Raw genomic sequence first — 26647 nt, 5'->3', positions numbered from 1 at the left:
CGCGGAGTGCCGGGCAGCGGTGTGTCCGGGCAGGTCACAGGCGGTGGGCGGCGCCCGCCGGGGTGGTGCCCCGGGTGTCGAGGAGCAGCTGCGCCTTCACGGCGAGGCCCTGGAGGTCGTACGTGCGGTGGTTCTGGAGCAGGATCGTCAGGTCCGCTTCGGCCGCCGCCTCGTACAGGGAGTCGGCGCGCGGCACCGGGCGGCCGGCCGGGGACCAGTGCGGGACGTACGGGTCGTGGTAGCTGACCGAGGCGCCGCGCTCGGTCAGGCGCAGGGCGATCTCCTGGGCGGGGGCGCCCTGTTGGTCGGCGACGTCCGGCTTGTAGGTGACGCCGAGCAGCAGCACGCGGGCGGCGCGGGCGGACTTGCCGTGCTCGTTGAGGAGCTGGGTGGCGCGCTGGATGACGTACTGCGGCATGCGGGCGTTGATGTCGCGGGCGAGGGAGACCATGCGCAGGCCGTTGCCGGGGGTGGCGTCGGCGTGCGGCAGGCAGCTGGGGTCCAGCGGCAGGCCGTGGCCGCCGACGCCGGGGCCGGGGCGGAACGCCTGGAAGCCGTACGGTTTGGTCTCGGCGCAGCGGATGACGTCCCACAGGTCGACGCCGAGGTCGTGGCAGAGCACCGCCATCTCGTTGACCAGGGCGAGGTTGACGTGCCGGTAGTTGGTCTCCAGGACGTGCACGGTCTCGGCCTCGCGGGGGCCGCGGGCGCGGACCACCTTGTCGGTGAGGCGGCCGTAGAAGGCGGCGGCCGACTCGGTGCAGGCCGGGGTGAGGCCGCCGATGACCTTGGGGGTGGCGGCGTAGCCGTGGGTGCGGTTGCCGGGGTCGGTGCGGCCGGGGGAGTACGCGAGGTGGAAGTCGCGGCCGGCCCTGAGACCCGAGCCGGACTCCAGCAGGGGGCGCAGGAACTCCTCGGTGGTGCCGGGCCCCGCCGGGGACTCCAGGATGACCGTGGTGTGCGGGCGCAGCCGGGCCGCCAGCGCCCGGGCGGCCTCGGCGAGCGGCGCCAGGTCGACGCCGCCGGAGGGGCCGGGGGGCGCCGGGGCGCAGATGACGGCGGTACGCACCCGGCCCAGCTCGCGCGGGTCGGCGGTGGGGCGGAAGCCGCCGGAGAGCATCCGGCGGACGTCGGCGGCGGTGAGGGCGCCCTCGGCGCCGGTGTGGGGGAGGCGGCCCGAGGCCAGGTCGCGGGCGCGGTCCGGATCGTAGCCGACGGTGTCGACGCCCGCGCCGACGGCGGCCTGGGCGAGGGGCAGGCCGTGCGAGCCGAGTCCGATGACGGCGAGGTCTGCGGGCATGGCGGTGGACCGTCCTTCCCAGGGCCGGGGCGTCGGGGGAGCGCGGAGCGCGCCGGTCCGGGCTCCCCGAGGTGCGCGGGACCGGCGCGGACCTGCGTGAATGTCACACTAGGCATACATATGACCGAGATGCGGTATTGATGTCCGACGCGCACGCATGTCGGCGCGCAGGGGTGGTACGCCTGCCGCCGTCCAGGTGGCCCTTCCGCACCCGGGCGGTGGCAGATACGGGACAAGCGGGTCAGAATTCGGGCAGAGCGGGCGGGTTTCCGGGAGGCGGCGCGTGGGCCGCCCGGGGAACGGGCACACGAACGCCGTGGGCCCGCCCCGGGCGCGAGCATCCGCCCGTCCCGCCGCGGCACCAGACCAGGCCGGACCACGCAGACGTCACGGGAGGTTACGGGTGAGGACAGGCACACTGGGACCGGACGAGCGGGCCGAGGCGCTCGCCGCGATGGCCGAACGGGAACTGGACATCCTCGTGGTGGGCGGCGGAGTGGTCGGCGCGGGAACGGCGCTGGACGCCGTCACCCGGGGCCTGTCCACCGGCCTCGTCGAGGCCCGCGACTGGGCGTCCGGCACCTCCAGCCGCTCCAGCAAGCTCATCCACGGCGGCCTGCGCTACCTGGAGATGCTCGACTTCGCCCTGGTCAGGGAGGCGTTGAAGGAACGCGGCCTGCTCCTGGAGCGGCTCGCCCCGCACCTGGTCAAGCCGGTGCCCTTCCTCTACCCGCTCCAGCACCCCGCCTGGGAGCGCGTCTACGCCGGAGCCGGCGTCGCCCTCTACGACGGCATGGCGATGGCCCGCGGCCACGGCCGGGGCCTGCCCACCCACCGCCATCTCAGCCGCCGGCACGCCCTGCGCGTCGCCCCCTGCCTGCGCAAGGACGCCCTGGTCGGCGCCCTCCAGTACTACGACGCCCAGATGGACGACGCCCGCTACGTCCTCAACCTGGCGCGCACCGCCGCCTCGTACGGCGCCAAGGTCGCCAACGGGGCGCGCGTCACCGGGTTCGTCCGCGAAGGCGAACGCGTGGTCGGCGCCCTGATCACCGACGTCGAGAACGGCGGCGAGTACGAGGTCCGCGCCAAGCAGGTCGTCAACGCCACCGGCGTCTGGACCGACGACACCCAGGCCATGGTCGGCGAGCGCGGCCAGTTCCACGTCCGCGCCTCCAAGGGCGTCCACCTGGTCGTCCCCAAGGACCGCATCAACTCCTCCACCGGCCTCATCCTGCGCACCGAGAAGTCGGTCCTCTTCGTCATCCCCTGGGGCCGGCACTGGATCGTCGGCACCACCGACACCGAGTGGGACCTCGACAAGGCCCACCCGGCCGCCTCCAGCGCCGACATCGACTACGTCCTCGAACACGTCAACTCCGTGCTCGCCGTGCCCCTCTCGCGCGACGACGTCGAGGGCGTCTACGCCGGGCTCCGCCCGCTGCTCGCCGGCGAGTCCGACGCCACCAGCAAGCTCTCCCGCGAGCACACCGTGGCGCACCCGGTGCCCGGGCTGGTGGTCGTCGCCGGCGGCAAGTACACGACGTACCGGATCATGGCCAAGGACGCCGTGGACGAGGCGGTGCGCGGCCTCAACCAGCGCGTCGCCGACTGCGTCACCGAGGAGGTGCCCCTGCTCGGCGCCGAGGGCTACCAGGCCCTGTGGAACGCCCGCGCCCGCACCGCCGCCCGCACCGGCCTGCACGTGGTCCGCATCGAGCACCTGCTCAACCGCTACGGCACCCTCACCGACGAACTCCTCGGCCTCATCGCCGGGGACCCCTCCCTCGGCGCGCCGCTGCGCCACGCCGACGACTACCTCCGCGCCGAGATCGTCTACGCCGCCACCCACGAGAGCGCCCACCACCTCGACGACATCCTCACCCGCCGCACCCGCATCTCCATCGAGACCTTCGACCGGGGAACGCGCAGCGCCCGCGAGTGCGCCGAACTGGTCGCCCCCGTCCTCGGCTGGGACCGGGAGCGGATCGACAACGAGGTCGCCCACTACGAGATGCGCGTCGAGGCCGAGCGCGAGTCCCAGCGCCAGCCGGACGACCTGACGGCGGACGCGGCACGGCTGGGGGCGCCGGACATCGTGCGGGGGTAGCCCCGCACGACGTCCGGACGGGCCCCGGGACGAGACGGCCCCGCCGGCCGCGTCCGGAACACCCCGGCTCAGGGTGATCTGTCGTCATATCGAGGGCACCCCGGCCGATCTGAGCCGTTCCCGGCTTGATGAAGGCGGCCCCCGCCCCCCAGAGTGGCCCCATCCCCCAGGCGCAGTCTGCTCCCCGCGTGAGGGACAATGAAGGCTCTGTCGGGGCGGGTTGCAGAGGGGACGCATGACGGACGCGGAGCAGTCGCAGAAGGGCCGTCCGGACGACGCGGCCAAGGACGGCGGCCGGCTGCTCGCCGGGCGGTACCGGCTGGGTGGCGTGCTGGGCCGGGGCGGTATGGGCACCGTGTGGCGTGCCGAGGACGAGACGCTGGGGCGGACCGTCGCGGTCAAGGAGTTGCGGTTCCCCTCGTCCATCGACGAGGAGGAGAAGCGGCGGCTCATCACGCGGACCCTGCGCGAGGCGAAGGCCATCGCCCGCATCCGCAGCAGCGGCGCGGTCACCGTCTACGACGTCGTGGACGAGGACGACCGGCCGTGGATCGTGATGGAGCTGATCGAGGGCAAGTCCCTCGCCGAGGTGATCCGGGAGGACGGCACGCTCACGCCGAAGCGTGCCGCCGAGGTCGGGCTCGCCATCCTCGGGGTGCTCCGCGCCGCCCACCGCGAGGGCATCCTGCACCGGGACGTGAAGCCGTCGAACGTGCTCATCGAGGGTGACGACGGCCGGGTGGTGCTCACCGACTTCGGTATCGCGCAGGTGGAGGGCGACCCCTCGATCACCTCGACCGGCATGCTGGTCGGCGCCCCCTCGTACATCTCGCCGGAGCGGGCCCGCGGCCACAAGCCGGGCCCGGCCGCCGACCTGTGGTCGCTGGGCGGGCTGCTGTACGCCTCGGTGGAGGGCATCCCGCCGTACGACAAGGGTTCGGCCATCGCGACGCTGACCGCGGTGATGACGGAGTCGCTCGACCCGCCGAAGAACGCCGGGCCGCTGAGCGAGGTCATCTACGGGCTGCTCGCCAAGGACCCCGAGCAGCGGCTCGACGAGGCGGGAGCCCGCGCCCTGCTGCGGGACGTGCTCGCGAGCGAGGAGGCGGGTGCGGGCCAGGCGGCCGACGCGACCAAGGTCGTACCGCTGCCGAAGCCCGCCGACGGCGCCGCTCGGGAGAGCCGGCCGAAGCTGGAGAAGACGCCGAAGAGGGCCACGGCCTCGAAGGCGGCCGGCACCGCGGGCGCCGCCAAGTCCCCGGCGCTCTGGCCGAAGATGCAGGCGTCCGACGACGCGCCGGCCGTCCCCCCGGCCGTGTCCCCCGCCGCCGCGCCCGCCTCGGCCACCGCCGGGGGCGGGCGGCCGCCGACGGCGCGGGCCTCGCTCACCGACGTCGTGTCGCGCCGCTCGTTGCTGGTGGCGCTGGGCGTCGCCGTGCTGCTGGTCGCGGCCGTGCTCGGCTTCGTCCTCACCCGGGGCGGCGACTCCGGTGACGTGGCCAAGGGCGGCGACAAGAACGCCGCGGCCGGGGCCACCGGCGCCGCCGGCCGCGACCAGGCCGACGGAGGCAACGGCCCCGCGCAGGACGGCGGGAAGGAAGGCGAGGCAGCGGACGGCGGGAAGGGCGACGCGGACTCCGGCGACGGGGGCGCGGACAAGGGCGAGGGCGGCAAGGGCAAGGACGGCGACGCGGGCGAGGGCAGCGGCCACGACCCGGGCGAGCCGGGTGGGGACACCCTCGAACACACCACGTACCGCCACTCCCAGGGGTTCAGGATCGGGCTGCCCGAGGGGTGGAAGTACACCACCACCGGTGCCGCCGGAGCCCGGTTCACCGGGCCCGACGGGCAGAAGCTGCTGGTCGGGTGGACGGGGACGCCCAAGGACGACCCGGTCGCCGACTGGAAGGCGCAGGAGAAGTACATGCGCCGGGCGCAGTACGAGCGCATCCGGATCGAGGCGGTCGACTACCGGGGCTGGAACACCGCCGACTGGGAGTTCACCTACGTCGACGGCGGCGTGAAGTACCGCTCGATCGACCGAGGGCTGGTCGTCGGCAAGAGCCTCGGGTACGGCCTGATGTACACCGCCAAGGACGCGGAATGGCACTCCGAGCCGCGTGAGGGCACCTGGCGGACCTTCACGGAGACCTTCCAGCCGAAGAAGTGAGGCGCCGCCTCCCGGGCAGATGTTCCCCGGATCGCCCATCGCCCCCTCTCCGCCCGCCTCGCCACGTATCGTGAGGGGCGGCACGTCCAGGTGGGGGTAACGGGCGTGTGTGCGAAAGGATGTGGCCGCCTGGGGAGGGGGACGTGATGGACGAGTACGCGGGACGGGTCCTCGCCGACCGGTATCGCCTGCCGCTTCCTCCGGCGGGCGCCTACGAGCTGTCCGAGACCCGGGCGTTCGACTCCTACAGCGGCCAGGAGGTCCTGGTCCGCCAGGTGCTGCTGCCCGAGGTGGTCGACGCCGAGGTCCTCGACGGGCAGGGCGGTACGCACGACTACGCGCAGGCCGCGCCGCCCGGCGCCCGCGCCACCCGCCGGCCCGCCGACCCGGCCGTCCGCCGGGCCATGGAGGCCGCCCAGGCCGCCGCCGGCATCCCCGACCACCCCCGGCTCGACCAGGTCTTCGACGTCTTCGCCGAGGACGGCTCGCTGTGGGTCGTCAGCGAGGCCGTGCCCGCCCGGCCGCTGGCGGCCCTGCTCGCCGAGCGGCCACTGACGCCGTACCGCGCCGCCGAGGTCGCCGCCGACGTGCTGGCCGCGCTCAGGGTGCTGCACGCCCACGGCTGGGTCCACCGCAACATCACCGCCCGCACCGTGCTGGTCTGCGACGACGGCCGCGTCATGCTCACCGGGCTGGCCGCCGGCGCCGCCGAGGAGGCCCTCTGCGGCTACGACCCGGTCCCGGCAGCCGAGACCGAGGAGGAGCCCGGCCCCGCGCCGCAGGCCGCGCCGGACCCCGCCCCCGTACCGCGGCCCGAACTCCCCGCCTCCGCGGCGCCGGACGCCGCCACCGACGCCCGCGCCGCCCGGGCCGGGGCCATCGCCGCGTACCGCGCCGGGACCTCGCGGGCCGCCGCCCAGCTCAGCGAGGAGCAACGGCGCCGGCTGGGCGAGCAGCCCGCCGGGGCCGAGCCCGAGCCCGCCGCCGAGGAGCCCGAGGAGCGGGTGCCGGGGCGGATAGCCGACCCGTACGGGGTCGGCGGCGGCGAGCGGGCCCCCTCCTGGCACGGCGCCGCCCCGCGCCCCCGCGACCCGGCCGCCGGTGAGCAGGACGCCGACGAGGACCGCCCGCGCCTGCCCTACCAGGACCACCCCGAGCCCTACGGCACCCCGCGCGACCCGTACGCCCCGCCGCCCGGCCTGGAGCCCGAGGCGCTCGCCCCCGGCGACGCGGCGCCCTCGCCCTACGCCGACCACGTCGTCCTGCCCAGCCCGGACAGCCTCCCCGTCGCCGCCGTCCCGTACGTCCCCGAGCAGGCTGCGGTGGAGCTGGAGAAGCCCGCGCCGGCCAGCTGGGACGAGGTCATGGCCGCGCCCCGCGCCCCGGGCGGCGGCCCGGACACCCCGCTGGAGGCCGAGCGGGCGCGGCAGGCCCGGATGACCGTGGTCGGCGCCGTCACCGAGCGGTGGGCGCCCGAGCAGGCCGGGCCCGTGCACGACCGGTGGCAGCTCGCGGCGCCGGTCGGGCCCGCCGCCGACCTGTGGGCGCTGGGCGCGCTGCTCTTCCGCACCGTGCAGGGCCACGCGCCCTACCCGGAGGAGAGCGTCGCCGAACTGGTCCAGATGGTCTGCGCCGAGCCGCCCGCCTTCGCCGAGGAGTGCGGCCCGCTGCGGCCCGTCGTGGAGTCGCTGCTGCGCCAGGACCCCACCGAGCGGCCCGACTTCGAGGAGCTGAGCGGCTGGCTGCGCTCCCTGGTCCGCTCGGCGCCCGAGCCCGACGCCGGACGCGACATCGTCGCCGCCCCGCCCTACGAGCCCCGCAAGCTCCCCGAGAAGCGCCGCCGGGGCGAACTCGTCCGCCGCCGCAAGCGCCGCCGGGCCGAAGCCGGGCCGAAGCCGCCCGTCCACGAGGAGCGGCCCGCGCCCTGGGACCGGGCGGAGTTCGGCGACGGTGCCGACCTCGACCGCGCGTACAGCGCGCCCCGCGCTCCGCGTGCGACCCGGCAGGGGCGGGCGCCCAAGGAGCGGGGCGAGCCCAAGTCGCTCGGCCGGACCCTGCTGCTGAGCATCCTGGGCGGCGTGGTCGTGGTGGTCGGGGCCGCCGTGCTGTTCCTGCCCAAGGAGGGCGAGGGCGAGGGCCCCGCCGCGCCGCCCGCCCCCAGCGCCACCGGGGAGGCGCCGCCCGCCGAGTCCGCGCCCCCCGAGGGGGGCACCTCGCCCGACGGGGGAAAGACCGGGCCCACCGAGGAGGAGAAGAGCGAGGAGCCGCCCGCCGACGGCGACGCCCCCGGGGCAGCCGAGGGCTTCACCCTGCGCAAGGACGCCGAGGGCTTCCGGGTCGCGGTGGCCAAGGGCTGGCAGCGGCAGCCGAAGAACGGCCGGGGCCAGGTCGTCTACACCGACGGCACCTTCCAGCTGCTCGTCGTCCCGGGCCGGGACACCACGAGCCGGTACGGCCACGACCTCCTCGACTACCAGCTGGAGCACGAGCGGGAGCTCGACGCGTACCACGCCTCCTCCTGGGCGACAGCGCAGAACTTGCGGATGACCGACGTCGGCGGCCGGGCCATGGCCCAGGGCACCTTCACGTGGGACGCCGACGACGGCACCGAGCTGTACGTCCGCAACCTCGCGATGCTGGCCGGCGACCGCTACCACGTCGTCCAGGTGCGCGGACCGGATGCCGAACGGGACCAGGTGGACCGTCTGTTCGAGCAGGCGTCGGAAAGCTACACCCCGAACTGACATCCGCCCCGGCGGCCGCTCACCGCCGTCCGGAAGGCGGCCCTCGGGGCCGCCTTCCGGACGCGTGCGCCGTCGCGTCCCTCACACGCCCGTGATCGAGTTCGATTCGGCTTCCGGTGAAGCCGAGCCCCTGATCAGGGCATATGTGCCAGTGAGTGCTGGCGCGGTGTGGGGGTGGGGTGAAACGTACTTACCGGCGGGTACCAAAAAGCGCTGGGTGGCCGTACGCTCACGCTCATGACGGAGACGCAGGCCACCGGTGCGCGCACCGGCACCAACCCCCTCGCCCCGGCCCCCCAGGGGACCCGCACCGCGGCCGACGTGGTGACTCCCCAGGTGGTCGCGCAGCTCACCCGTGACGTGGTCGGTTCCGGGCGGACCGCCAACCACGCGCCGTTCACCGGCGAGAAGCTGGCCGACCTGCCCGCCTCGACGCCCGAGGAGGTCGCCGAGGCGTTCGCGCGGGCCCGCGCCGCGCAGGAGGCGTGGGGCCGCACCCCGCTCGCCCGCCGCGCCGCCGTGCTGCTGCGCTTCCACGACCTGGTGCTGGCCCGCCAGGCCGAGGTGCTCGACCTCATCCAGGTCGAGACCGGCAAGGCCCGGCTGCACGCCCACGAGGAGGTCCAGGCCGTCGCGCTGGCCGCCCGCCACTACGGCCGCAAGGCCCCCTCCTACCTGCGTCCCAAGCGGCACACCGGCGCCGTCCCCGTGCTGACGAAGATCACCGAACTGCGCCAGCCGCGTGGCGTCGTCGGCCAGATCGTGCCGTGGAACTACCCCTTCGAACTCTCCGTCGGCGACGCGCTGCCCGCCTTCGTCTCCGGCAACGCCGTCGTGATGAAGCCCGACACCGAGACCGCGCTGACCGCCCTGTGGGGCCGCGACCTGCTCATCGAGGCGGGGCTGCCGGCCGAGGTGTTCCAGGTGGTCATCGGCGAGGGCCAGGTGGTCGGCACCGAGATCGTGCGGCACGCCGACTACGTCTCGTTCACCGGCTCCACCGCCACCGGCAAGATCGTCGCGCAAGCCGCCGCCGCCCGGCTGATCGGCTGCTCGCTGGAGCTGGGCGGGAAGAACGCCATGCTGGTCCTGGAGGACGCGGACATCGAGAAGGCCGCCGCCGGGGCCGTCCGCGCCTGCTTCTCCTCCGCCGGGCAGCTCTGCATCTCCATCGAGCGGCTGCTGGTCCACGAGTCCGTCGCCGACGCCTTCCTGGAGCGGTTCACCGCCCTCACCAAGGCGATGCGGCTCGGCAACTCCCTCGCCTACGGCGCCGACATGGGCTCGCTCGCCGGTGAGCGCCAGTTCGAGGCGGTCCGCTCCCACGTCGAGGAGGCCGTCGCCAAGGGCGCCAAGCTCCTCGCGGGCGGGCAGCCCCGGCCGGACATCGGCCCGTACTTCTTCGAGCCGACCATCCTGGACGGCGTCGAGGAGGCCATGGCGGTCTGCAACGACGAGACCTTCGGCCCGGTCGTCTCCGTCTACCGCTTCCGCGACGAGGAGGAGGCGATCACCCGCGCCAACGCCACCTCCTTCGGCCTCAACTCCAGCGTCTGGACCAAGGACGGCCGCCGCGGCCGGGCCCTCGCGGCCCGCCTGCGCACCGGCACCGTCAACGTCAACGAGGCGTACGCCTCCGCCTACGGCTCGGTGCAGGCGCCGATGGGCGGCATGAAGGAGTCCGGGATCGGCCGCCGGCACGGTGCCGAGGGCATCCACAAGTACACCGAGCCGCAGACCGTCGCCCACCAGCGGCTGCTGCCGATGGCCCCGTCCCTCGGCATGGACGACGCCAAGTACGCCGAGTTCATGACCCGCAGCCTGCGTGCCATGAAGCTCTTCCGCCTGCGCTGATCCACCCGGCGCAGGGCCGGCCCACCCCGCCCGGCGCCTCCACCCCGCCGCGCGCGGGGGCCCGGCACCCGGCACGGGACGGCCGGCCGGGCCCGCGCGCCGGCTGGCCGCGCCCGTACGAACCGAGGAGTGCCCATGTCACAGGAGAGCTCTGCCCAGAGCCGGGACGTCACCCCCGAGCCCGCCGGGGCGGCGCCCCCGACGGCCCAGGACGGGTACGACTACGACGTGCTGGTCGTCGGCTCCGGCTTCGGCGGGGCGGTCTCCGCGCTGCGGCTGACCGAGAAGGGGTACCGCGTCGGCGTCCTGGAGGCCGGACGCCGCTTCACCCGCGAGAGCCTGCCGCGCAACTCCTGGGACCTGAGGAACTACCTGTGGGCCCCGGCGCTGGGCCTCTTCGGCATCCAGCGCATCCACCTGCTCGGCAACGTCATGGTGCTGGCCGGCGCGGGCGTCGGCGGCGGCTCCCTCAACTACGCCAACACCCTGTACGTCCCGCCGAAGCCCTTCTTCACCGACCCCCAGTGGGGCGCCGTCACCGACTGGCAGGACGAGCTGAGGCCGTACTACGACCAGGCGCGGAAGATGCTCGGCGTGCGGCTCAACCCGACCACCACCCCCTCCGACGTCCACCTCAAGGCGGCCGCCGAGAAGATGGGCTTCGGCGACACCTTCCACATGGCGCCGGTCGGGGTCTTCTTCGGGGACGGCCGGGACGCGACGGGCGCGAGCCGCGCCAAGCCCGGCGAGGAGGTCCCCGACCCGTACTTCGGCGGGGCCGGGCCCTCGCGGCGGGCGTGCAACGAGTGCGGCGAGTGCATGACCGGCTGCCGCCACGGCGCCAAGAACACCCTCAACGAGAACTACCTGTACCTCGCCGAGAAGGCCGGCGCCACCATCCACCCGATGACCTCCGTCGTCGCCGTCACCGAGGACTCGCGCGGCGGCTTCGCGGTCCGCACCCTGCCCACCAACGCCAAACGCAAGGGCCGCGGCCGCACCTTCACCGCCCGCCGCGTCGTCCTGGCCGCCGGGACCTACGGCACCCAGACCCTGCTGCACCGGATGAAGGACACCGGGCTGCTCCCGCGCCTCTCCGACAAGCTCGGCACGCTGACCCGCACCAACTCCGAGGGCCTGGTCGGCGCGCAGACCACCGACCGCCGCTACCGCAAGGCGCACGGCGTCCGGAAGGCCGACTTCACCAAGGGCGTCGCCATCACCTCCTCGGTGCACCCCAACGACTCCACCCACATCGAGCCGGTCCGCTACGGAAGGAAGTCCAACGCCATGGGCGGCCTCACCGTCCTCCAGGTGCCGTACGCGGAGGACTCCTCGCGTGTCGCGGGCTTCCTCGCCAACTGCGCCAGGCACCCGCTGCTCGTGCTCCGTTCGCTCTCCAACCGCCGCTGGTCGGAGCGGACCATCATCGGCCTGGTCATGCAGTCCCTGGACAACTCGCTGACCACGTACCGCAAGCCGAAGGGGCTCGGCAAGGGCCTGCTCACCGCCCGGCAGGGCCACGGCGCGCCCAACCCGACGCAGATCAAGGAGGCCGGGGAGGCCGCCACCGCCATCGCCGCGGAGATCAACGGCTTCGCCGGCTCCAACATCGGCGAACTGGTGGGCACCCCGCTCACCGCGCACTTCCTCGGCGGCTGCCCCATCGGCGCCACTGCCGACGAGGGCGTCATCGACCCGTACCACCGGCTCTACGGCCACCCCGGCATCACCGTGGTCGACGGCTCCGCGGTCTCCGCCAACCTCGGCGTCAACCCCTCGCTGACCATCACCGCCCAGGCCGAACGCGCCGCCTCGCTCTGGCCCAACAGGGGCGAGGCCGACCCGCGCCCCGCCCAGGGCCTGCCGTACGAGCGGATCGCGCCCGTCGCGCCGGTCCGCCCGGCGGTCCCGGCCGAGGCGTTCGCCGCGCTCGACCTGCCCTTCCTCGGGATGCCCGCGCTGCCGCCGAAGCGGCAGGACGGGGCCGGGGCGGCCGAGGACGCGTAACTCCCCTCCCCGCCCGGCCTGTTCCGGGAACGGCGAAAGGACCTGCACCCCCCTCCGAGTGCAGGTCCTTCCGCCTTGTCCACGCCTTCCCCCGCGCGGCCCCGGCACGTCGGCCGGGAGCGCGCGAGGCGGGTCAGGCGGCGGTGCCGACGCCGCCGCGACGGCGGACGGCGAAGACGACGCCGGTGCCGGCGAGGACGGTCACGCCGCCGACGAGGCCGAGGAGCGGCAGCATCGAACCGGCGCCGGTCTCGGCGAGCTGGCCGGTCGGCTCCAGGGACTTCTTCTCCTCGACGGGCTTGAAGCCGCCCTGCGGCTTCTTGCCCTCGTTCTCCTCGGCGTCACCCGGCTTCGGGGTGGCGCCGGCGCCGATCACGGTGAAGTCGTACTCGGCGTAGGCGTTGGCGAAGCAGTCGGCGTCCTCGTCCAGGTAGCCGCCGAAGCCGATGGCGTAGCCCGCGCCGAGCGGAGCGTCCTCGGAGAGGGCCATCCGCAGCTTGATGTCGATGGTCTGACCGGCCTTGAGGGTGGTCTCACCGAAGGCGACGCCCATGCCGGCGTCCTTGTAGAAGGAGATCCACCGCTTCGACGCGGGGTCGTAGAACGCCAGGTCGACGTGGCTGAGGAGGCCGTCCTCCATCCAGACGTCGTCCTCGTTCATGATCGCGGCGCCCCACTCGACCGACTCCAACGTGTTCTCACCGGAGTTGGCGGCGCTCAGCGTGAACTCGTGGGTGGAGCCGGCGCGGACCTGACCGGGCAGGCCGGAGACGGCGAGGGTCAGGTCGGAGGCCAGGTCGTTCCCGTCCTCGTCGACGCAGTCCCAGGGGCCCTCCTCGTCGTCCTCGTCCTCGTCCTCGGACTCCGACGGCGACGGCTCGGGCTCCTCGCCGGGCTCCTCGGTGCCCTCGGTCGGCTCGACGCCGGGCTCCTCGGTGCCGGGGTTCCCCTCCTCGGGCGCCGACGCGCTGGCGGTCGGGGCCGGCTCGGTCTCCTCCGGGGCGGTGGGAGCCGGGTCGGTCGCCTCCGGCTCGGTCGTCTCGCTCTGGGACGCGGAGGGCGCCGGGGTGGTCTCGCTGGTCCCGCCGTCCTGCTGTCCGTCCGTGGCGAAGGCGGCGGGGGCCGCGAGCAGCGCGACGGGGCTGATGACGGCGGTCGCGGCGGCGACGGCCATGGCACGGCGAAGCTTCATTCAGACCTCGGGTGTAGGCGTGCGGCCCTCGGGTCGCACGGAGGTGAAGGCGGCCGCCCGCCGCAGGGAACACGGAAGTGGCCGGTGTTTCGCATGGATGACCGCGCGTTCGCTCGAATGGTTGTACGGAGCTTCACGGAATTCTTACGCCGCCGGGCGCATGCCCCCGGAGATGTCCTGATTGCCGGGCCTTGCTCCCGTAATGCCCGCAGGGCGGGTGAAGTCGCGGCCTGCCGGGCGCGCGAAGGCCCCGCGGCGTCGTCGTCCCTGGACGCGGCGGGGCCTTCGGCGCGGCACGGCGTCGGCGGACGCCAGGGTGCCGGGCGGCGGCGCCGGGGGAGTGGGCGGCACCGGAATGTCGTACGGGGGGCCGGGGTGGGGCCGGCCGGTGGTGCGGGGCCCGCGCGGGGAGACGGGGGCCCGAGACGACCGGTTCCGGGCGTCCCCGGAGCCGGCCGTTCAGAGGGTGACCGGACTGCTGTCCCCTGCCGTCCGGTCACGCTGGAGCGAGGTCCCACGACGTGCGGACAGGCGCCGCACGTCTCATCGCTCCAGTGAAAGCCACGCGTGGTTCTTGCTGGCCCGCCCCTGGCTGGCACGGACACCGGGAACAACGAGGCCCGGCGCGCGCCGGTCACGCTCCGTACGGGTGAGAAGCGATGCGAACTCAGGTGCGGGGCGCTCAGACCCGGCCCCGGGACAGCTCCAGGAGCGTCATGGCCAGCGAGGTGCCCGGCGCGCCGAGGGCGTCCCGGTAGTGGCTGAGGATCTCCATCTCGCGGGAGAGGTTGACCCGGCGGCCACCCGAGGAGATCCGCGCCTCCTGGATGACGGCGGAGACCGCGATCCGCTCCTGGACCAGGCCGATGATCCGGTCGTCCAGCGCGTCGATCCGCTCCCGCGCCCCGCCGATCAGCTCGGCCGCCTCGGGGGTGCGGGCGCCGGTGCGTTCGGAGGGGTGAGCGGCGGGGCTCGTGGCGGTCGTGGTGGTGGTCATGGGGAGGGCTCCTGCTCCGTCGTGGCCGGTCCGGGCGGGCCGGCGGTGGGGCGGGCGGGGAGCCCCGGGGGCGAGAGGTCCGGGAAACGGAAGGCGCCCCGGGCCGTTCGGCCCGGGGCGCCTTCGCACGCTTGTCAGTGGATCAAGCAGCACGACCATGGCAGCCGGCGGGCCGGGTGCCATAGGTAAAGAGGAAGCTGAGGTGCTGGATCACGGGGCCAGTATGCACCCGCCGCCCGCCCCCGGGGCAAGCCGGGCCGGATGGTGAGACGGCCCACACCCCCGGGGCGGCCCTCGCCCGAACTGGCCAGCCCGGCCGCGGGACCGGGCGCGGAGCGGGTTCCTCCACGGGGACGAGACGGAATGAAGCGGACCGGGGCCCCGTTAGAATCAGTGGACATCCACCCCCCTGTGATCAGCCCATGAATCACCCGATCACCCGCCGGAAGGCCGCCGCAGTGCCCTCAGCGTCCCCCGCGTCGCCCGCCGCAGCCGAGACCGTCCTGGTCGTCGACTTCGGCGCGCAGTACGCCCAGCTCATCGCCCGCCGCGTCCGCGAGGCCCGTGTCTACAGCGAGATCGTGCCCAGCACGATGCCCGTCTCGGAGATGCTCGCCAAGAACCCGGCGGCCATCATCCTCTCCGGCGGCCCGTCCTCGGTGTACGCGGAGCACGCCCCCACCCTGGACCGGTCGCTCTTCGAGGCCGGTGTCCCGGTCTTCGGCATGTGCTACGGCTTCCAGCTGATGGCGCGGACGCTCGGCGGCACCGTCGACAACAGCGGCGCCCGCGAGTACGGCCGTACCGAGCTGACCGTCTCCAAGTCCGGCTCGACGCTCTTCGAGGGCACCCCCGGCGAGCAGTCGGTGTGGATGTCGCACGGCGACGCCTGCTCGGCCGCGCCCGAGGGCTTCACCGTGACCGCCTCCACCGCCGTGGTGCCGGTCGCCGCCTTCGAGAACGACGAGAAGAAGCTCTACGGCGTGCAGTACCACCCCGAGGTGATGCACTCCACCCACGGCCAGCAGGTGCTGGAGCACTTCCTGTACCGGGGCGCGGGGCTCTCCCCGAACTGGACCATGGGCAACGTCATCGAGGAGCAGGTCGCCGAGATCCGCGCCCGGGTCGGCGCCAAGCGCGCCATCTGCGGCCTCTCCGGCGGCGTGGACTCCGCGGTCGCCGCGGCCCTCGTCCAGAGGGCCATTGGCACCCAGCTGACCTGCGTCTACGTCGACCACGGCCTGATGCGCAAGGGCGAGACCGAGCAGGTCGAGAAGGACTTCGTCGCCGCCACCGGCGTGCAGCTCAAGGTGGTCGACGCCGAGGAGCGCTTCCTGGCCGCGCTCGCCGGGGTCAGCGACCCCGAGCAGAAGCGCAAGATCATCGGCCGGGAGTTCATCCGCGTCTTCGAGCAGGCGCAGGCCGAGATCGTCGCCGAGGCGGCCGGTGAGGGCGAGGACGTCGCCTTCCTGGTCCAGGGCACCCTCTACCCGGACGTGGTCGAGTCCGGCGGCGGCACCGGCACCGCCAACATCAAGTCCCACCACAACGTGGGCGGCCTCCCCGACGACATCGAGTTCGAGCTCGTCGAGCCGCTGCGCATGCTGTTCAAGGACGAGGTCCGGATGGTCGGCCAGGAACTGGGCCTGCCCGAGGAGATCGTCCAGCGCCAGCCCTTCCCCGGTCCCGGCCTCGGCATCCGCATCGTCGGCGAGGTCACCAAGGACCGCCTCGACCTGCTCCGCGAGGCCGACGCCATCGCCCGCGAGGAGCTGACCGCGGCCGGGCTCGACCGCGACATCTGGCAGTGCCCCGTGGTGCTCCTCGCCGACGTGCGGTCGGTCGGCGTGCAGGGCGACGGGCGGACCTACGGGCACCCGATCGTGCTCCGGCCCGTCTCGTCCGAGGACGCGATGACCGCCGACTGGACGCGGATGCCGTACGACGTGCTGGCGCGGATCTCGACGCGGATCACCAACGAGGTGGCCGAGGTCAACCGGGTGGTGCTCGATGTGACGAGCAAGCCGCCGGGGACCATCGAATGGGAGTGAGCCTTTCGGCTCAGGTGTGACGTCGGGTGCCGTTGTGTCCCCTTGCCGGGGGTGCGGCGGCATTTGGCGTTTTCTGGGGCGCCCCCCCGGGGGTGGTCTGCCTGTGCGGCGGCGGGGCGCGTGTCACCGATGGCCTCAAGCGCCGGCCGGGCTGGGGTTTGGCCTCAAGCGCCGGCCGGGCTGAGTTTTCGGCTGGGGTGGTGCCTGCGGTGCGGCTACGGGATGGCCTCAAGCGCCGGCCGGGCTGGGGTTTGGCCTCAAGCGCCGGCCGGGCTGAGTTTTCGGCTGGGGTGGTGCCTGCGGTGCGGCTACGGGATGGCCTCAAGCGCCGGCCGGGCTGGGGGTGGCCGGCCGGGCTGGAGGTGGCCGGCCGGGGGGTGTTGGTCGGGCTGGGGGTGGCTGGTCGGGGACGGGGACGGGACGGGGCCGGGGTGGGGGGCGTCGGGTGGCGGGGCCGGGTGGGTTTTGGGTGGGTCAGTGCCTTCGGGATTCGTGGAGGGGGTGGCCGGGGCGCCAGAGGGTGATGACCATTTCCTCTTCCTCTGCGTTCAGGCCGGACCAGACGATCTCGGTCAGTTCGGTGCGGAAGAGGTGGAAGGGGCCCGGGGGCGGGTTCTCGGTGTGGCGGAAGGCGGTGATGACGGCCGGGTCGGTGACCTCGATGGCGCGGCCGGCCACGCGGACGTCGCCGTCGGCGATCTCGGCGCCGGCGCCCGGGTTGGCCTGGAGGGCGAAGCGGGGGTCGCGGTGGAGGTCGTGGGCCTTGCGGGAGGCGGGCATCATGCCGAGCCACAGCTCGCCCTGACTGAAGCTGACCTCCAGGCCCGAGGTGCGGGGGGAGCCGTCCTTGCGGAGGGTGGCGAGGACCTGGTGCCGGTACAGGCGGAAGCGGGCGGCCACGCGGTCGGCGAAGGCGGGTTCGGCGGTGGCGAAGGCGGACCAGGAGACGCCTGCGGGCAAGGGGTACGCGGATTCCATACCGGGAGTCTTGCCGGGATACCCGTCAGCCACTGTCGGGTTTACGGGGCGGTGTGGAGCCGTTTCCCGGTGCGCCGGGGACGCCGGGCGCACGCCCCCCGGGGTCGCTTCTCCGCTGGTCAGCGCCGTGCCCGTAGCCGCACGCGCCCCTACGTGGCATCAGCACGCCCCTGATGTGCCCCGGACCCTGCCCATACGGCACAATTTGCAGTCACCGCGCGGCAGTTGGCGGGCCCTTGACCGGGCCCGGGACCGGCGCGCGCGAGGGTGCCGTGCGGCACCGGGACCAGCGTGGACGACGGGGAAGGCGGGCATGGACCGTGGCGGGGCGAGAGGCCGGTAACACGGCGGACGACACCAACGGGGCCGGCGGCGTGCCGGTCGCCCCCGGCCACCGCACGGGCGAGGCCCCGCCGCCCGTACCGCACCAGGCCGGCGCCCCCGACGACCGGCCCGCGCCCGGGGACGGCGAGGCGGAGCGGGCCGACGCCCCGCACCCGCACACCTGCGCCTGCCCGCGGTGCCCGCGCGGCGCCCGCGCCGCCCACCGTGAGGCGCAGGCCGCCTTCCGCGCCCGGCGGGACGCGCTGGCGGCGGGCGAAGGGCTGCCGGCCGCCGTCTCGTACTCGGCCGGGGCCTCCCGGCAGTGGATCTCCGACGAGCTGACACAGGCGGCCCGCGAGGTCGGCGCCCGGGCCCGGGCCGAGGCCCATGGCTGGTACGTGCTGCTGTGGCGGCGCACCCTGTACGTCGTCTGGGGCGCCGTCGCCGTGCTCCTCCTCGGACAGGTGGCCACCGCCTTCGCCGCCGGGTGGACCGCCGCCCGCACGGCCGGCCTGCTCGCCGCCCTGCTCGGCGCCGGGCTGCTCACCGGCGCGGCCCGGCTGCACGGGCGGCGCGGCGGCGTCCTCGCCCCCGTCATCGGCGAGGACAACCGGCTCTCCACCTCCCGCGCGGTCGCCGCCCTGTGGGTGCTGCTCACCGTGTACGCCGTCCTCGTGCTGGCCGGGCGGCTCGCCTTCGCCTCCGGCGACGGGGAGCGCGACACGCTCATCGCCGGGCTGGACCTCGCCCGGGGCGCGGGTCTGGTCACCGTGCTCGCCGTGACCTGCGCGGTGGCCGTCGTGGTCCGCCGCGTGGTCGCCGTACGCGTCCAGGGGCAGCGGCTCCAGAAGGCGCGGGCACCCCGGCCGCGCGCCGCCGACCTGCTCACCGACGACAGTGGCCGCGCCCACTTCGCCGACACCCAGTACGTCCTGGTCAGCGCCGTCGCCACGGTCTACGCGCTGGTCCGCCTGGCCCGCCGCCCCGACCAGCTGCCCGACCTGCCGTGGGGCCTGGCCCTGCTCGTCCTCGTCTCCGCCGCGACCTACCTGGCCAGCAAGTACGCCGAGGGGTCCCGGCCCGTCATCCACGCCGTGGTGCGCGCCCGCGAGGCCGGCGACCTGGACGGGCCGATCCGCACCGGCGACGACATCGAGATCCGCGGTGCCGGATTCCTGCCGCCCAGCGCCCGCACCCCGGACCGGCTCGCGCGGATGGTCGTGCGGATAGGAGCCGTCCACGTGCACGTCCCGCTGGTGCCCGTGCCCGGTGGCTTCACCAACCCCTCCGACACCGCGCTGATCGTCCCGGTGCCGGTCGAGGTCGAACCCGGCAAGGCCGAGGTCCAGCTGGTCTCCGCGGCGGGCGTCGAGACCAACAAGGTGACCATCGAGGTCGGCGACTGACCGCCGTCCGGCGTCGATACGGTGAAGGCGGCCCCCGCGCCCCGGCGGGGGAGTGCGTGACACGGAGGTCTCCCACGATGACGACGGCGGGTACGACAGGACCGAGGCCCCTGACCGTGGTGACCGGCGGCAGCCGGGGCATCGGCGCCGCCGTCTGCGCCCGGCTCGCCGCAGACGGCCACGACCTCGTCGTCGGCTACCGCTTTGACCGGGCCTCGGCCGAAGCCGTCGCCGAGCGGGTCCGCGCCGCCGGGCGGCGCGCGCTGGCGGTCGCCGTCGACACCGCCGACGCCGACTCGGTCGACGCGCTCTTCGACGAGGCCGCCGCCTTCGGCACCGTCACCGGCCTGGTCAACAACGCCGGGACCAGCGGCCCCGTCGGCCGCCTCGCCGACGCCGACCCCACCGGGCTCTCCCGCGCCCTGGACGTCAACGTCCTCGGCTACCTGCTCTGTGCCCGCCGCGCCGTCCGCGACCTGGCCGCCTCCGGCGGCGGCGCCCTCGTCAACGTCTCGTCCGCCGCCGCCACCCTCGGCAGCCCCGGAGAGTACGTCCACTACGCCGCTGCCAAGGCCGCCGTCGACACCCTCACCGTCGGCCTCGCCAAGGAAGTCGCGGACGACGGCATCCGCGTCAACTGCGTGGCCCCCGGCGTCATCTGGACCGACTTCCACGCCGACCCCGAGCGGCCCGCCAAGCAGGCGGCCGGTATCCCGCTGGGCCGCGCCGGGCAGCCGGAGGAGATCGCGGCGGCCGTCTCCTGGCTCCTCTCCGCCGACGCCTCGTACACCACGGGCGCCGTCCTGCGCGTCGCCGGAGGCCGCTGACCCGCTCTCCGCTCCGCATGGCCGAAGCCCGGAACGGGCAGGAGCGCCGACGTCCCCCCCACCCCCAACCCGAGAGGCGGCAGCCCCCATGGCACATGGGACCCTGCTGCAACAACCGGGCGGCCTCGGCCCCCGGCGCGGCATCCGCGCCAGCCTGCGCCGGTACGCCCTGTTGCCGCTCCGCGTCTTCCTCGGCGTCACCTTCGTCCATGCCGGCCTCGGCAAACTCACCGACCCCGCCTTCCTCTCCGCCTCCGGCCCCGGCTCCCTCGGCGAACTCCTCGACGCCGTCCACTCCACAGCGGGCGCCCCCTTCCTCGTCGATCTGGCCCAGCACAGCCCCACCGCCTCCGGCACCGCCCTGGCGACCGGCGAACTCCTCGTCGGCCTCGGCACCTTGCTGGGCCTGTGGGCCCGCGTGGCCGCAGCGGGCGGTGCCCTCATCTCCCTGGTCCTGTGGCTCACCGTCAGCTGGCCCACGACTCCGTACTACTACGGCAACGACCTGGCCTACCTGCTGGCCTGGCTGCCCCTGGTCCTGGCGGGCGCGGAGCACTTCTCGGCGGACAACGCGCTGCGGCTGCGGCGGAGGAGGGGACTGGACATGGGGCTGGGGGCGGGGGACTGAGGAAAGGCTCCGGCGGACGCACTCAAGGAGGCGAAGCGTGTTCGTCTACCCCTCCGTCCGCGTACGCGAGGACGTGACGCGGATCGGTGTACGTGCCGACGAGGCCGGTGATCTCCACGTCGAGGCCGGTCTCCTCCCCGACCTCGCGAACGGCGGCGCCAGGGAGGGTGTCGAACGACTCGGCGTATCCCTTGGACGTGGTTCCGCTCTCCGGGCGGAGGCGTCGGAGACAGGGGACCGGAAGAAGGCGTACGAGGTGGGCCGGGAGGTCCGGAGCCACCGGCGCGTCAGTGGCCGCCGACTCGGTCCCCCGTCCTCCGGCGGCGCCGCCTGCGCACCAGGTGCCCGAAGACCCCCACCGCCGCCGCCACCCACAACCCGCCGCAGACCAGCGGGAACAGCACCCACCACGGGACGGACCAGGCGGAGGCGGCGTCGCCGGTGTACAGGACGGCGGCGGCGACGAGGACGGTGCCGGCGAGGAGGCGGCCGGGCTGGGGTTCATGGCGTAGCACGGATGACCTCCGTCAGGCCGAAGCCCGTTTCGACGTGGACGGTGAGGAGGCCGCCTTCCTTCGCGGGATAGGTGGCCTTGCGTGAGACGTCGTTGCCGATCCTCACGCCGTCGTTCCGGTCGCCGGGGAGCTGGACGGTGCCGAGGCCGGAGGCGGCGCGCAGGTCGACCGAGGTGGTGCGGGGGAGGAGGACGCGCAGGTGGCCGGTGGCGACGCGGGCGCTGACCGAGGCGCGTTCCCCCTTCGGGACGGTGACCTCGCTGAGGTCGAGGGTGGCGTCGCCGGTGCCGATGCGGTACTCGGGGCGGAGCGCCGCGGTGTCGGCGGGGCGCCAGGTCGGGGAGGACCAGTCGGTGGTGGCGTCGGCGGGGAGGTTGGCGGCGCCGGCCAGGGCGACGGCGGTGAGGACGGCGAGGAAGATCGTGCCGATGCCGGTCCGGCCGAGGAAGGCGCTCACCGCGACCCCGAGGCCGAGGACGCCGAGCGCGACCGCCAGCCCGGTCTGGAGCGTGGGCCCCAGCGGCTGGGAGTCCCAGTCGGCGAACGCGGCCAGGGTGCCCGCCGCCCCGGCCAGCAGGAAGGTGAGGAAGCCCAGGGAGCGGGGGCGGCGCGGCCGTTCGGTGAACCGGCCGCCGGGACGCGGGCCCGAGGAGCGGGCGCGGGTGCTGGTGGCGCCGCCGGTGTCGTCGGCCAGGGCGGCCGGGCCCCAGAGGTAGCCGGTGGTGCCGTCGTGGCTGCCGTCCTTGACGATCGGGCCCTGCCACCAGGACCCGGGCCCGTCGGGCACCGGCGGCGCCTTCGGCTCGGGCGGCATTCCCTCCTGGGACCGCTCGTCCTGTTCCGGCCTGGTCCTCGACCAGTGGGCGGCCCCGGCGAGGAGCAGCCCCAACAGCACGGCGAACCACAGGAGCTGGCCGTTGTTGATGACCGAGAGCAGCAGCCCGCAGCCGACCATGGCGAAGAGGACGGCGGTGAGCGCGGGCCCGTCGACCCGCCCGGAGAGCAGCCGGCGCGCCTCGTTCTCCTCCTCACCCTCGTACGGCACCAGCAGCCAGGCGAAGCCGTAGAAGAGGAGTCCGACGCCGCCGGTCGCGGAGAGCACGGCCAGGCAGATGCGGAAGATCAGCGGGTCCAGGCCGTAGTGCAGGCCGATCCCCGCGCAGACGCCGCCGATCTTGCGGTGGCGCCGGTCGCGGCGGAAGCCGGGGGGCCGCTCCTCGACGGGCGGTTCGGGGGTGGGCGGGGCACCGGTGGCTCCGGTGGGCGGCGGGGTCATGGCTCCATGGTGACGGCGCACGTGCCGTCCGGGCAGCCGGTACGACCCTGGGCGGACCCTGAAATCGACCCCGAGTCCCGGACCGGGGCCGTCCTGGGGGAGAACCCTGATGCCTCCCGCCGTGCCGCCGTGTGACGATCGCTCCATGCCGGACGCCGCAGCAGGGACCATCGAGCAGGAGCGGGAACCGCGCAAGCTCTACCGCAGCAGCGACGGCCGCTGGCTGGGCGGGGTCGCGCGCGGTCTCGCCGGCCACCTCGGCCTGCCCGTCTTCTGGGTCCGGCTCGCCTTCGTCGCCCTCTTCGTCGCCAACGGCCTGGGCGCGCTGCTCTACGCCGCGTTCTGGTCGTTCGTACCGCTGGGCGTCGGCGGTCTCGCCCCGCAGCCGCCGACCGCCCCCGCCAAGACGGACCGGGGGCAGCTCGTCGCCCTGCTGGCGCTGCTCGTCGCCTCCATGGTCTTCGTCGCCTCGGTCGACCTGAACGGCACCGCCCGTACCTACCTCTTCCCCGCCCTGCTGGTCGGCGCCGGTGTCGCCGTGGTCTGGCGGCAGGCCGACAACGCCCGCCGGGCCCGCTGGGCCGAGGTCGGGCTCAGGCGCCGCAACCTGACGCTGGCCCGGTCGGCGGCGGGTGTGCTGCTGGTCGGCGCCGGGGTGTCGGGGATGTTCGTGCTCCAGGGGTCGGCCGAGCACCTCGGGGCGATCCTCCAGGCGTCGCTCGCCGTGCTGGTCGGGGTGGCGCTGCTGGCCGGACCGTGGCTGGTGCGGATGGCGCAGGACCTCGGGCAGGAGCGGCTGATGCGCATCCGCGCCCAGGAGCGGGCCGAGGTCGCCGCCCATGTCCACGACTCGGTGCTGCACACCCTCACGCTGATCCAGCGCAACGCCGACCGGCCCGCCGAGGTCCGCCGCCTCGCCCGTTCCCAGGAACGCGAACTGCGCAACTGGCTGCACCGGCCGGAAGGTTCGGGCCGCGCCGCCGAGGACGAGCCCGCGACGCTGGCCGAGGCGGTCAAGCGCGCCGCCGCCGAGGTCGAGGACAAGCACGGCGTACCGCTGGAGGTCGTCCTGGTCGGCGACTGCCCGCTGGACGAGCCGCTGCCCGCGCTGATCCAGGCCGCGCGGGAAGCCATGGTGAACGCCGCCAAGTACGGTGGCGAGGGCGGGCCCGTGCAGGTCTTCGCGGAGGTCGCCGGGGAGGACGTCTTCGTCTCCGTACGGGACCGGGGCCCCGGTTTCGACCTGGACGAGGTGCCCGCCGACCGGATGGGCGTCCGCGAGTCGGTCATCGGCCGCATGGAGCGCCACGGCGGCACCGCGCGGCTGCGCTCCGCGCCCGACGGCGGGACCGAGGTGGAGCTGGAGATGAAGCGGGCGACGGCGCGATGATGGGTACGGGCGGCGAGGCGGGCGCAGAGGGCGGCCGGCCGAGAGAGAGGGCGACGACATGAGCGAGACCACGGCCGGCGGCGGCGCGGGCGGGGGCGAGCGGCGCGTACGGGTCGTCCTCGTCGACGACCACCGGATGTTCCGCACCGGCGTCCAGGCGGAGATCGGGCAGACCGAGGAGACCGGCGTCGAGGTGGTCGGCGAGGCCGACGACGTGGACCAGGCGGTCACCGTCATCACCGCGACCCGCCCCGAGGTCGTCCTGCTCGACGTGCACCTGCCCGGCGGCGGCGGTGTCGAGGTGCTGCGCCGCTGCGCCGGGCTGATGGGCGCCGCCGAGCGGCCGGTGCGCTTCCTCGCGCTCTCCGTCTCCGACGCCGCCGAGGACGTCATCGGTGTCATCCGGGGCGGCGCCCGCGGCTACGTCACCAAGAACATCACCGGCGCCGACCTGGTCGGCTCCGTCTTCCGGGTGCAGGAGGGCGACGCGGTCTTCTCGCCCCGGCTGGCCGGGTTCGTGCTGGACGCCTTCGCCTCCACCGACGCTCCGCCGGTCGACGAGGACCTGGACCGGCTCACCCAGCGCGAGCGCGAGGTGCTGCGGCTGATCGCCCGGGGCTACGCCTACAAGGAGGTCGCCAAGCAGCTGTACATCTCGGTGAAGACGGTCGAGTCGCACGTCTCGGCGGTGCTGCGCAAGCTCCAGCTCTCCAACCGCCACGAGCTGACCCGCTGGGCGACCGCCCGCCGCCTGGTCTGACCCCGGAGGGGGTGGGCGCGGCGGCCGGGGCCCCGCCGCCGCCTCGTCCGGCCGCGCCACGGCGTGGTAGGTCCCCAGGGCGACAGCGGACAGGCGGGGGGTCCGGAGGGGAACCCGGGCCCCCGGCCTCGACGAGAAGGAGTAGGCCGGGCCCGCCGGACGACGGGGCGTCCGGCCGGAAGGGACCACGCCATGCCGCGCCACATCCTCACGGGCACCCCCGGAGCGGGCAAGACCACCGTCCTGCGGGCCCTGGCCGCCCGTGGTCACCGGACCGTCGGCGAGGCCGCCACCTCCGTCATCGCCCGCGCACAGGCGCGCGGCGTCCCCGAACCCTGGACCGACCCCGGCTTCGTCGCCCAGGTCACCGCCGAGCAGCGGGCCCGGCAGGAAGCGGCCGACGCGTCCGGCCCCTGCTTCTTCGACCGCTCCCCGGTCTGCACCCATGCCCTCGCACCTACCTCGGCCACCCCGTCCCGCCCGCCCTCACCGCCGAGTTGACCCGCCTCACCACCCCGCCCGGCGTCTACGAGCCGTACGTCTTCCTCCTCCGCCCCCTCGGCTTCCTGGAGCCCACCGACGCGCGGCGCATCAGCTACGAGGAGTCGCTCGCCTTCGAGAAGGTGCACGAGGAGAGCTACCGGCGGTTCGGGTTCCGGCTGGTGGAGGTGGCGGCGGGGACGGTGGAGGAGCGGGTGGAGCGGATTCTTGACGTGGTGGGGGCCTCGGAGGTTTGACCGGGGGCCGGGAATGAAGGCGGAACCGCCATGGTCTGGTCCGGTCCGGAGGAAGGGAGTCGGTGCCCGCTGCACGGGATGAGGGGGTGGATCGGCGGGGGCGGCCGAGTCGGCCGCCCCCGCCGACCCCCGTCAGGCGGGCAGCGCGTACAGCTTCTTGCCGTGCAGGGCGAAGACCCGCTTGCCGTCGGTGGCCACCAGCCACGCGTGGTGGTCGCCCGAGCCGTCGTTGAAGGTCCAGCGAAGCCTGCCCGACGCGGCGTCGAGCGCGGCCACGCCGCCGTCCTTGTCGAGGTCGGTCGCGACGTAGAGGACCCCGCCGGCCGCGACGTACTGCCGGGGCACCTGGAACCCGGCCGCGGCGAGGTCCTTGGACTGCCAGCGTTCCTTTCCGGTGGCGGGGTCCAGGGCGCGGACCGTGCGGCCGCTGTCGGCGACGTACAGCACGCCGTCCACCACGGCCGGCTCCTTGAAGACGGTGAGGTGCGTCGACTTCACCGACCACTTCCGGGCGCCGTCGGCCAGGGCGAACGCCTGGAGCCGGTCGCCCTGCGGGACGATCACCAGGTCCTCGTGGACGGTGAAGAAGCCGTAGTTGGTCTTGTCCGTCTTCTGCGTCCACACCTGCCGACCGGAGCTGGTGTCGCGCACGGTCAGGTTCTTCTTGAAATCGGTGTAGACGAGGTGGCGGCCCCGGACGGAGGCGTGGATGCCGTTCTGCTCGGTTCCGAGGTCGCGCTGCTCACTCCAGACGACCTTGCCCGTGCCGGCGTCGAGGCCGGCGATCACGTTGGTGTGCGAGGAGTTGTCCTCCTCCAGGACCTCGGCGACGACGTACACCTGCCGCTCGTCGACCGCGATCGGCCTGGGCTGGCGGTACTTCTTGCCGAGGCGGCCCTGCCAGGTCTCCTTGCCGCTCGCCGGGTCGTAACCGGACACCGTGCCGTCGTACGTGCCGCTGGCCAGGTAGAGGGTGCCGTCGCCGACCAGCAGCGGGGCACCGGGGGCCGCACCGTCCGGCAGCGACCAGCGCTCCTCGCCGGTGGCGGCGTCCCGGGCGGAGAGCGGGGAGCCGCTGGCGATCACCAGGCCCGCCACGGCGACGAGTTCGTCGTTGTCCCCGTAGGTCTCGGCCGGCACCGACCGCGTCCACAGCGCCTTCGGCGCCTTCCCGTCCTCGCCGCCGCCCCCGCCCGCCGAGGGCTCCCCGCTCCCGCCCGGCCTGTCGCCCCCGGTACCCCCCGACCCCGCGTCGCCCTCGCGGCAGCCCGCCGCCCCGGCCCCCAGGACCGCCAGGGTCAGGCCGCCCCCGGCCAGCCGCAGTATCCGCCGTCTGGAAGCCCCGCCCACCGTCGTGCTCGTCATCGTGCCGTCCCCC

The 26647-nt window shown here is 74.6% G+C and carries 18 protein-coding genes and 2 pseudogenes; 12 read left to right on the top strand and 8 right to left on the bottom strand.

Annotated features, from left to right (window positions below):
• Positions 1–34: 34 nt before the first annotated feature.
• The gene (locus ACSLIC_RS09230) at positions 35–1300 is read right to left on the bottom strand and encodes a nucleotide sugar dehydrogenase (RefSeq protein ID WP_436737211.1); all 1266 of its coding nucleotides are present in this window, start codon (positions 1298–1300) and stop codon (positions 35–37) included.
• Between the two features lie 403 nt (positions 1301–1703).
• Here ACSLIC_RS09230 and ACSLIC_RS09225 point away from each other — a divergent pair, with 403 nt between their 5' ends.
• From ACSLIC_RS09225 to ACSLIC_RS09205, 5 genes are all read left to right on the top strand, one after another.
• On the top strand, positions 1704–3410 hold the full coding sequence (locus tag ACSLIC_RS09225) for a glycerol-3-phosphate dehydrogenase/oxidase (RefSeq protein WP_436737210.1): 1707 nt from the start codon (positions 1704–1706) through the stop codon (positions 3408–3410).
• A gap of 235 nt (positions 3411–3645) precedes the next feature.
• Positions 3646–5580: a serine/threonine-protein kinase gene (locus ACSLIC_RS09220; RefSeq protein ID WP_436737209.1), complete on the top strand. Its 1935-nt coding sequence runs from the start codon at positions 3646–3648 to the stop codon at positions 5578–5580.
• A 146-nt stretch (positions 5581–5726) separates the two neighbouring features.
• Entirely contained in the window at positions 5727–8324 is a 2598-nt protein-coding gene (locus tag ACSLIC_RS09215; protein ID WP_436737208.1) for a protein kinase, read from the top strand.
• A 237-nt stretch (positions 8325–8561) separates the two neighbouring features.
• Positions 8562–10178: a succinic semialdehyde dehydrogenase gene (locus ACSLIC_RS09210; RefSeq protein WP_436737207.1), complete on the top strand. Its 1617-nt coding sequence runs from the start codon at positions 8562–8564 to the stop codon at positions 10176–10178.
• A 135-nt stretch (positions 10179–10313) separates the two neighbouring features.
• A complete protein-coding gene (locus ACSLIC_RS09205) occupies positions 10314–12188 on the top strand; it encodes a GMC oxidoreductase (protein ID WP_436737206.1) in 1875 nt (624 codons plus the stop codon).
• Between the two features lie 133 nt (positions 12189–12321).
• On the opposite strand, the gene ACSLIC_RS09200 is transcribed toward ACSLIC_RS09205, so the two are convergent.
• Entirely contained in the window at positions 12322–13380 is a 1059-nt protein-coding gene (locus ACSLIC_RS09200; RefSeq protein WP_436737205.1) for a hypothetical protein, read from the bottom strand.
• Positions 13381–14062: 682 nt separating this feature from the next.
• Positions 14063–14377: a chorismate mutase gene (locus ACSLIC_RS09195; RefSeq protein WP_436737204.1), complete on the bottom strand. Its 315-nt coding sequence runs from the start codon at positions 14375–14377 to the stop codon at positions 14063–14065.
• Positions 14378–14835: 458 nt separating this feature from the next.
• Between ACSLIC_RS09195 and guaA the strand changes: the two genes are divergently transcribed.
• A complete protein-coding gene (guaA, locus tag ACSLIC_RS09190; RefSeq protein ID WP_436740322.1) occupies positions 14836–16428 on the top strand; it encodes a glutamine-hydrolyzing GMP synthase in 1593 nt (530 codons plus the stop codon).
• A 474-nt stretch (positions 16429–16902) separates the two neighbouring features.
• On the opposite strand, the gene ACSLIC_RS09185 is transcribed toward guaA, so the two are convergent.
• The gene (locus ACSLIC_RS09185; RefSeq protein ID WP_436737203.1) at positions 16903–17406 is read right to left on the bottom strand and encodes a pyridoxamine 5'-phosphate oxidase family protein; all 504 of its coding nucleotides are present in this window, start codon (positions 17404–17406) and stop codon (positions 16903–16905) included.
• Positions 17407–17726: 320 nt separating this feature from the next.
• On the opposite strand from ACSLIC_RS09185, the gene ACSLIC_RS09180 reads away from it, so the two are divergent.
• From ACSLIC_RS09180 to ACSLIC_RS09170, 3 genes are all read left to right on the top strand, one after another.
• Positions 17727–19136 (top strand): hypothetical protein, encoded by a 1410-nt coding sequence (locus tag ACSLIC_RS09180; RefSeq protein WP_436737202.1) that lies wholly within the window; start codon positions 17727–17729, stop codon positions 19134–19136.
• A 77-nt stretch (positions 19137–19213) separates the two neighbouring features.
• Positions 19214–19963, top strand: coding sequence for an SDR family NAD(P)-dependent oxidoreductase (locus tag ACSLIC_RS09175; protein WP_436737201.1), 750 nt, complete (start codon positions 19214–19216; stop codon positions 19961–19963).
• 88 nt (positions 19964–20051) lie between these two features.
• Positions 20052–20591: a DoxX family membrane protein gene (locus tag ACSLIC_RS09170; protein ID WP_436737200.1), complete on the top strand. Its 540-nt coding sequence runs from the start codon at positions 20052–20054 to the stop codon at positions 20589–20591.
• A 46-nt stretch (positions 20592–20637) separates the two neighbouring features.
• Here ACSLIC_RS09170 and ACSLIC_RS09165 read toward each other — a convergent pair.
• The 3 genes and pseudogenes from ACSLIC_RS09165 to ACSLIC_RS09155 all read right to left on the bottom strand — a co-directional run.
• A pseudogene (locus tag ACSLIC_RS09165) lies at positions 20638–20871 on the bottom strand (NUDIX domain-containing protein); the annotation flags it as partial.
• Positions 20872–20878: 7 nt separating this feature from the next.
• Complete coding sequence (locus ACSLIC_RS09160) at positions 20879–21106, bottom strand: hypothetical protein (RefSeq protein WP_436737199.1); 228 nt, start codon at positions 21104–21106, stop codon at positions 20879–20881.
• Positions 21093–22382, bottom strand: coding sequence for a PspC domain-containing protein (locus ACSLIC_RS09155; RefSeq protein WP_436737198.1), 1290 nt, complete (start codon positions 22380–22382; stop codon positions 21093–21095). Before ACSLIC_RS09155 ends, ACSLIC_RS09160 begins: the two co-directional genes overlap by 14 nt.
• 145 nt (positions 22383–22527) lie before the next feature.
• On the opposite strand from ACSLIC_RS09155, the gene ACSLIC_RS09150 reads away from it, so the two are divergent.
• From ACSLIC_RS09150 to ACSLIC_RS09140, 3 genes and pseudogenes are all read left to right on the top strand, one after another.
• Positions 22528–23772 (top strand): PspC domain-containing protein, encoded by a 1245-nt coding sequence (locus ACSLIC_RS09150; RefSeq protein WP_436737197.1) that lies wholly within the window; start codon positions 22528–22530, stop codon positions 23770–23772.
• Between the two features lie 58 nt (positions 23773–23830).
• Positions 23831–24532: a LuxR C-terminal-related transcriptional regulator gene (locus tag ACSLIC_RS09145; RefSeq protein ID WP_436737196.1), complete on the top strand. Its 702-nt coding sequence runs from the start codon at positions 23831–23833 to the stop codon at positions 24530–24532.
• A gap of 192 nt (positions 24533–24724) precedes the next feature.
• Positions 24725–25269 (top strand): annotated as a pseudogene (locus ACSLIC_RS09140) (AAA family ATPase).
• 132 nt (positions 25270–25401) lie between these two features.
• Here the strand turns inward: ACSLIC_RS09140 and ACSLIC_RS09135 are convergent.
• Positions 25402–26634 (bottom strand): outer membrane protein assembly factor BamB family protein, encoded by a 1233-nt coding sequence (locus ACSLIC_RS09135; protein ID WP_436737195.1) that lies wholly within the window; start codon positions 26632–26634, stop codon positions 25402–25404.
• Between the last annotated feature and the right edge of the window lie 13 nt (positions 26635–26647).

Source organism: Streptomyces sp. BBFR102 (genome assembly GCF_051397025.1).
Lineage (GTDB): Bacteria > Actinomycetota > Actinomycetes > Streptomycetales > Streptomycetaceae > Streptomyces.
The sequence above is the reverse complement of the archived record's forward strand: the minus strand, read 5'-3'. Positions and strand labels throughout refer to the sequence as shown.

Bases quoted from the DNA above. Each gene is read 5' to 3' on its own strand.
- ACSLIC_RS09200 (WP_436737205.1), bottom strand. From the start codon at position 13,380: ATGAAGCTTCGCCGTGCCATGGCCGTCGCCGCCGCGACCGCCGTCATC.
- ACSLIC_RS09150 (WP_436737197.1), top strand. From the start codon at position 22,528: ATGCCGGACGCCGCAGCAGGGACCATCGAGCAGGAGCGGGAACCGCGC.
- ACSLIC_RS09220 (WP_436737209.1), top strand. From the start codon at position 3,646: ATGACGGACGCGGAGCAGTCGCAGAAGGGCCGTCCGGACGACGCGGCC.
- ACSLIC_RS09170 (WP_436737200.1), top strand. From the start codon at position 20,052: ATGGCACATGGGACCCTGCTGCAACAACCGGGCGGCCTCGGCCCCCGG.
- ACSLIC_RS09195 (WP_436737204.1), bottom strand. From the start codon at position 14,377: ATGACCACCACCACGACCGCCACGAGCCCCGCCGCTCACCCCTCCGAA.
- ACSLIC_RS09135 (WP_436737195.1), bottom strand. From the start codon at position 26,634: ATGACGAGCACGACGGTGGGCGGGGCTTCCAGACGGCGGATACTGCGG.
- ACSLIC_RS09185 (WP_436737203.1), bottom strand. From the start codon at position 17,406: ATGGAATCCGCGTACCCCTTGCCCGCAGGCGTCTCCTGGTCCGCCTTC.
- ACSLIC_RS09155 (WP_436737198.1), bottom strand. From the start codon at position 22,382: ATGACCCCGCCGCCCACCGGAGCCACCGGTGCCCCGCCCACCCCCGAA.
- ACSLIC_RS09230 (WP_436737211.1), bottom strand. From the start codon at position 1,300: ATGCCCGCAGACCTCGCCGTCATCGGACTCGGCTCGCACGGCCTGCCC.
- ACSLIC_RS09215 (WP_436737208.1), top strand. From the start codon at position 5,727: ATGGACGAGTACGCGGGACGGGTCCTCGCCGACCGGTATCGCCTGCCG.
- ACSLIC_RS09205 (WP_436737206.1), top strand. From the start codon at position 10,314: ATGTCACAGGAGAGCTCTGCCCAGAGCCGGGACGTCACCCCCGAGCCC.
- ACSLIC_RS09210 (WP_436737207.1), top strand. From the start codon at position 8,562: ATGACGGAGACGCAGGCCACCGGTGCGCGCACCGGCACCAACCCCCTC.
- ACSLIC_RS09175 (WP_436737201.1), top strand. From the start codon at position 19,214: ATGACGACGGCGGGTACGACAGGACCGAGGCCCCTGACCGTGGTGACC.
- ACSLIC_RS09145 (WP_436737196.1), top strand. From the start codon at position 23,831: ATGAGCGAGACCACGGCCGGCGGCGGCGCGGGCGGGGGCGAGCGGCGC.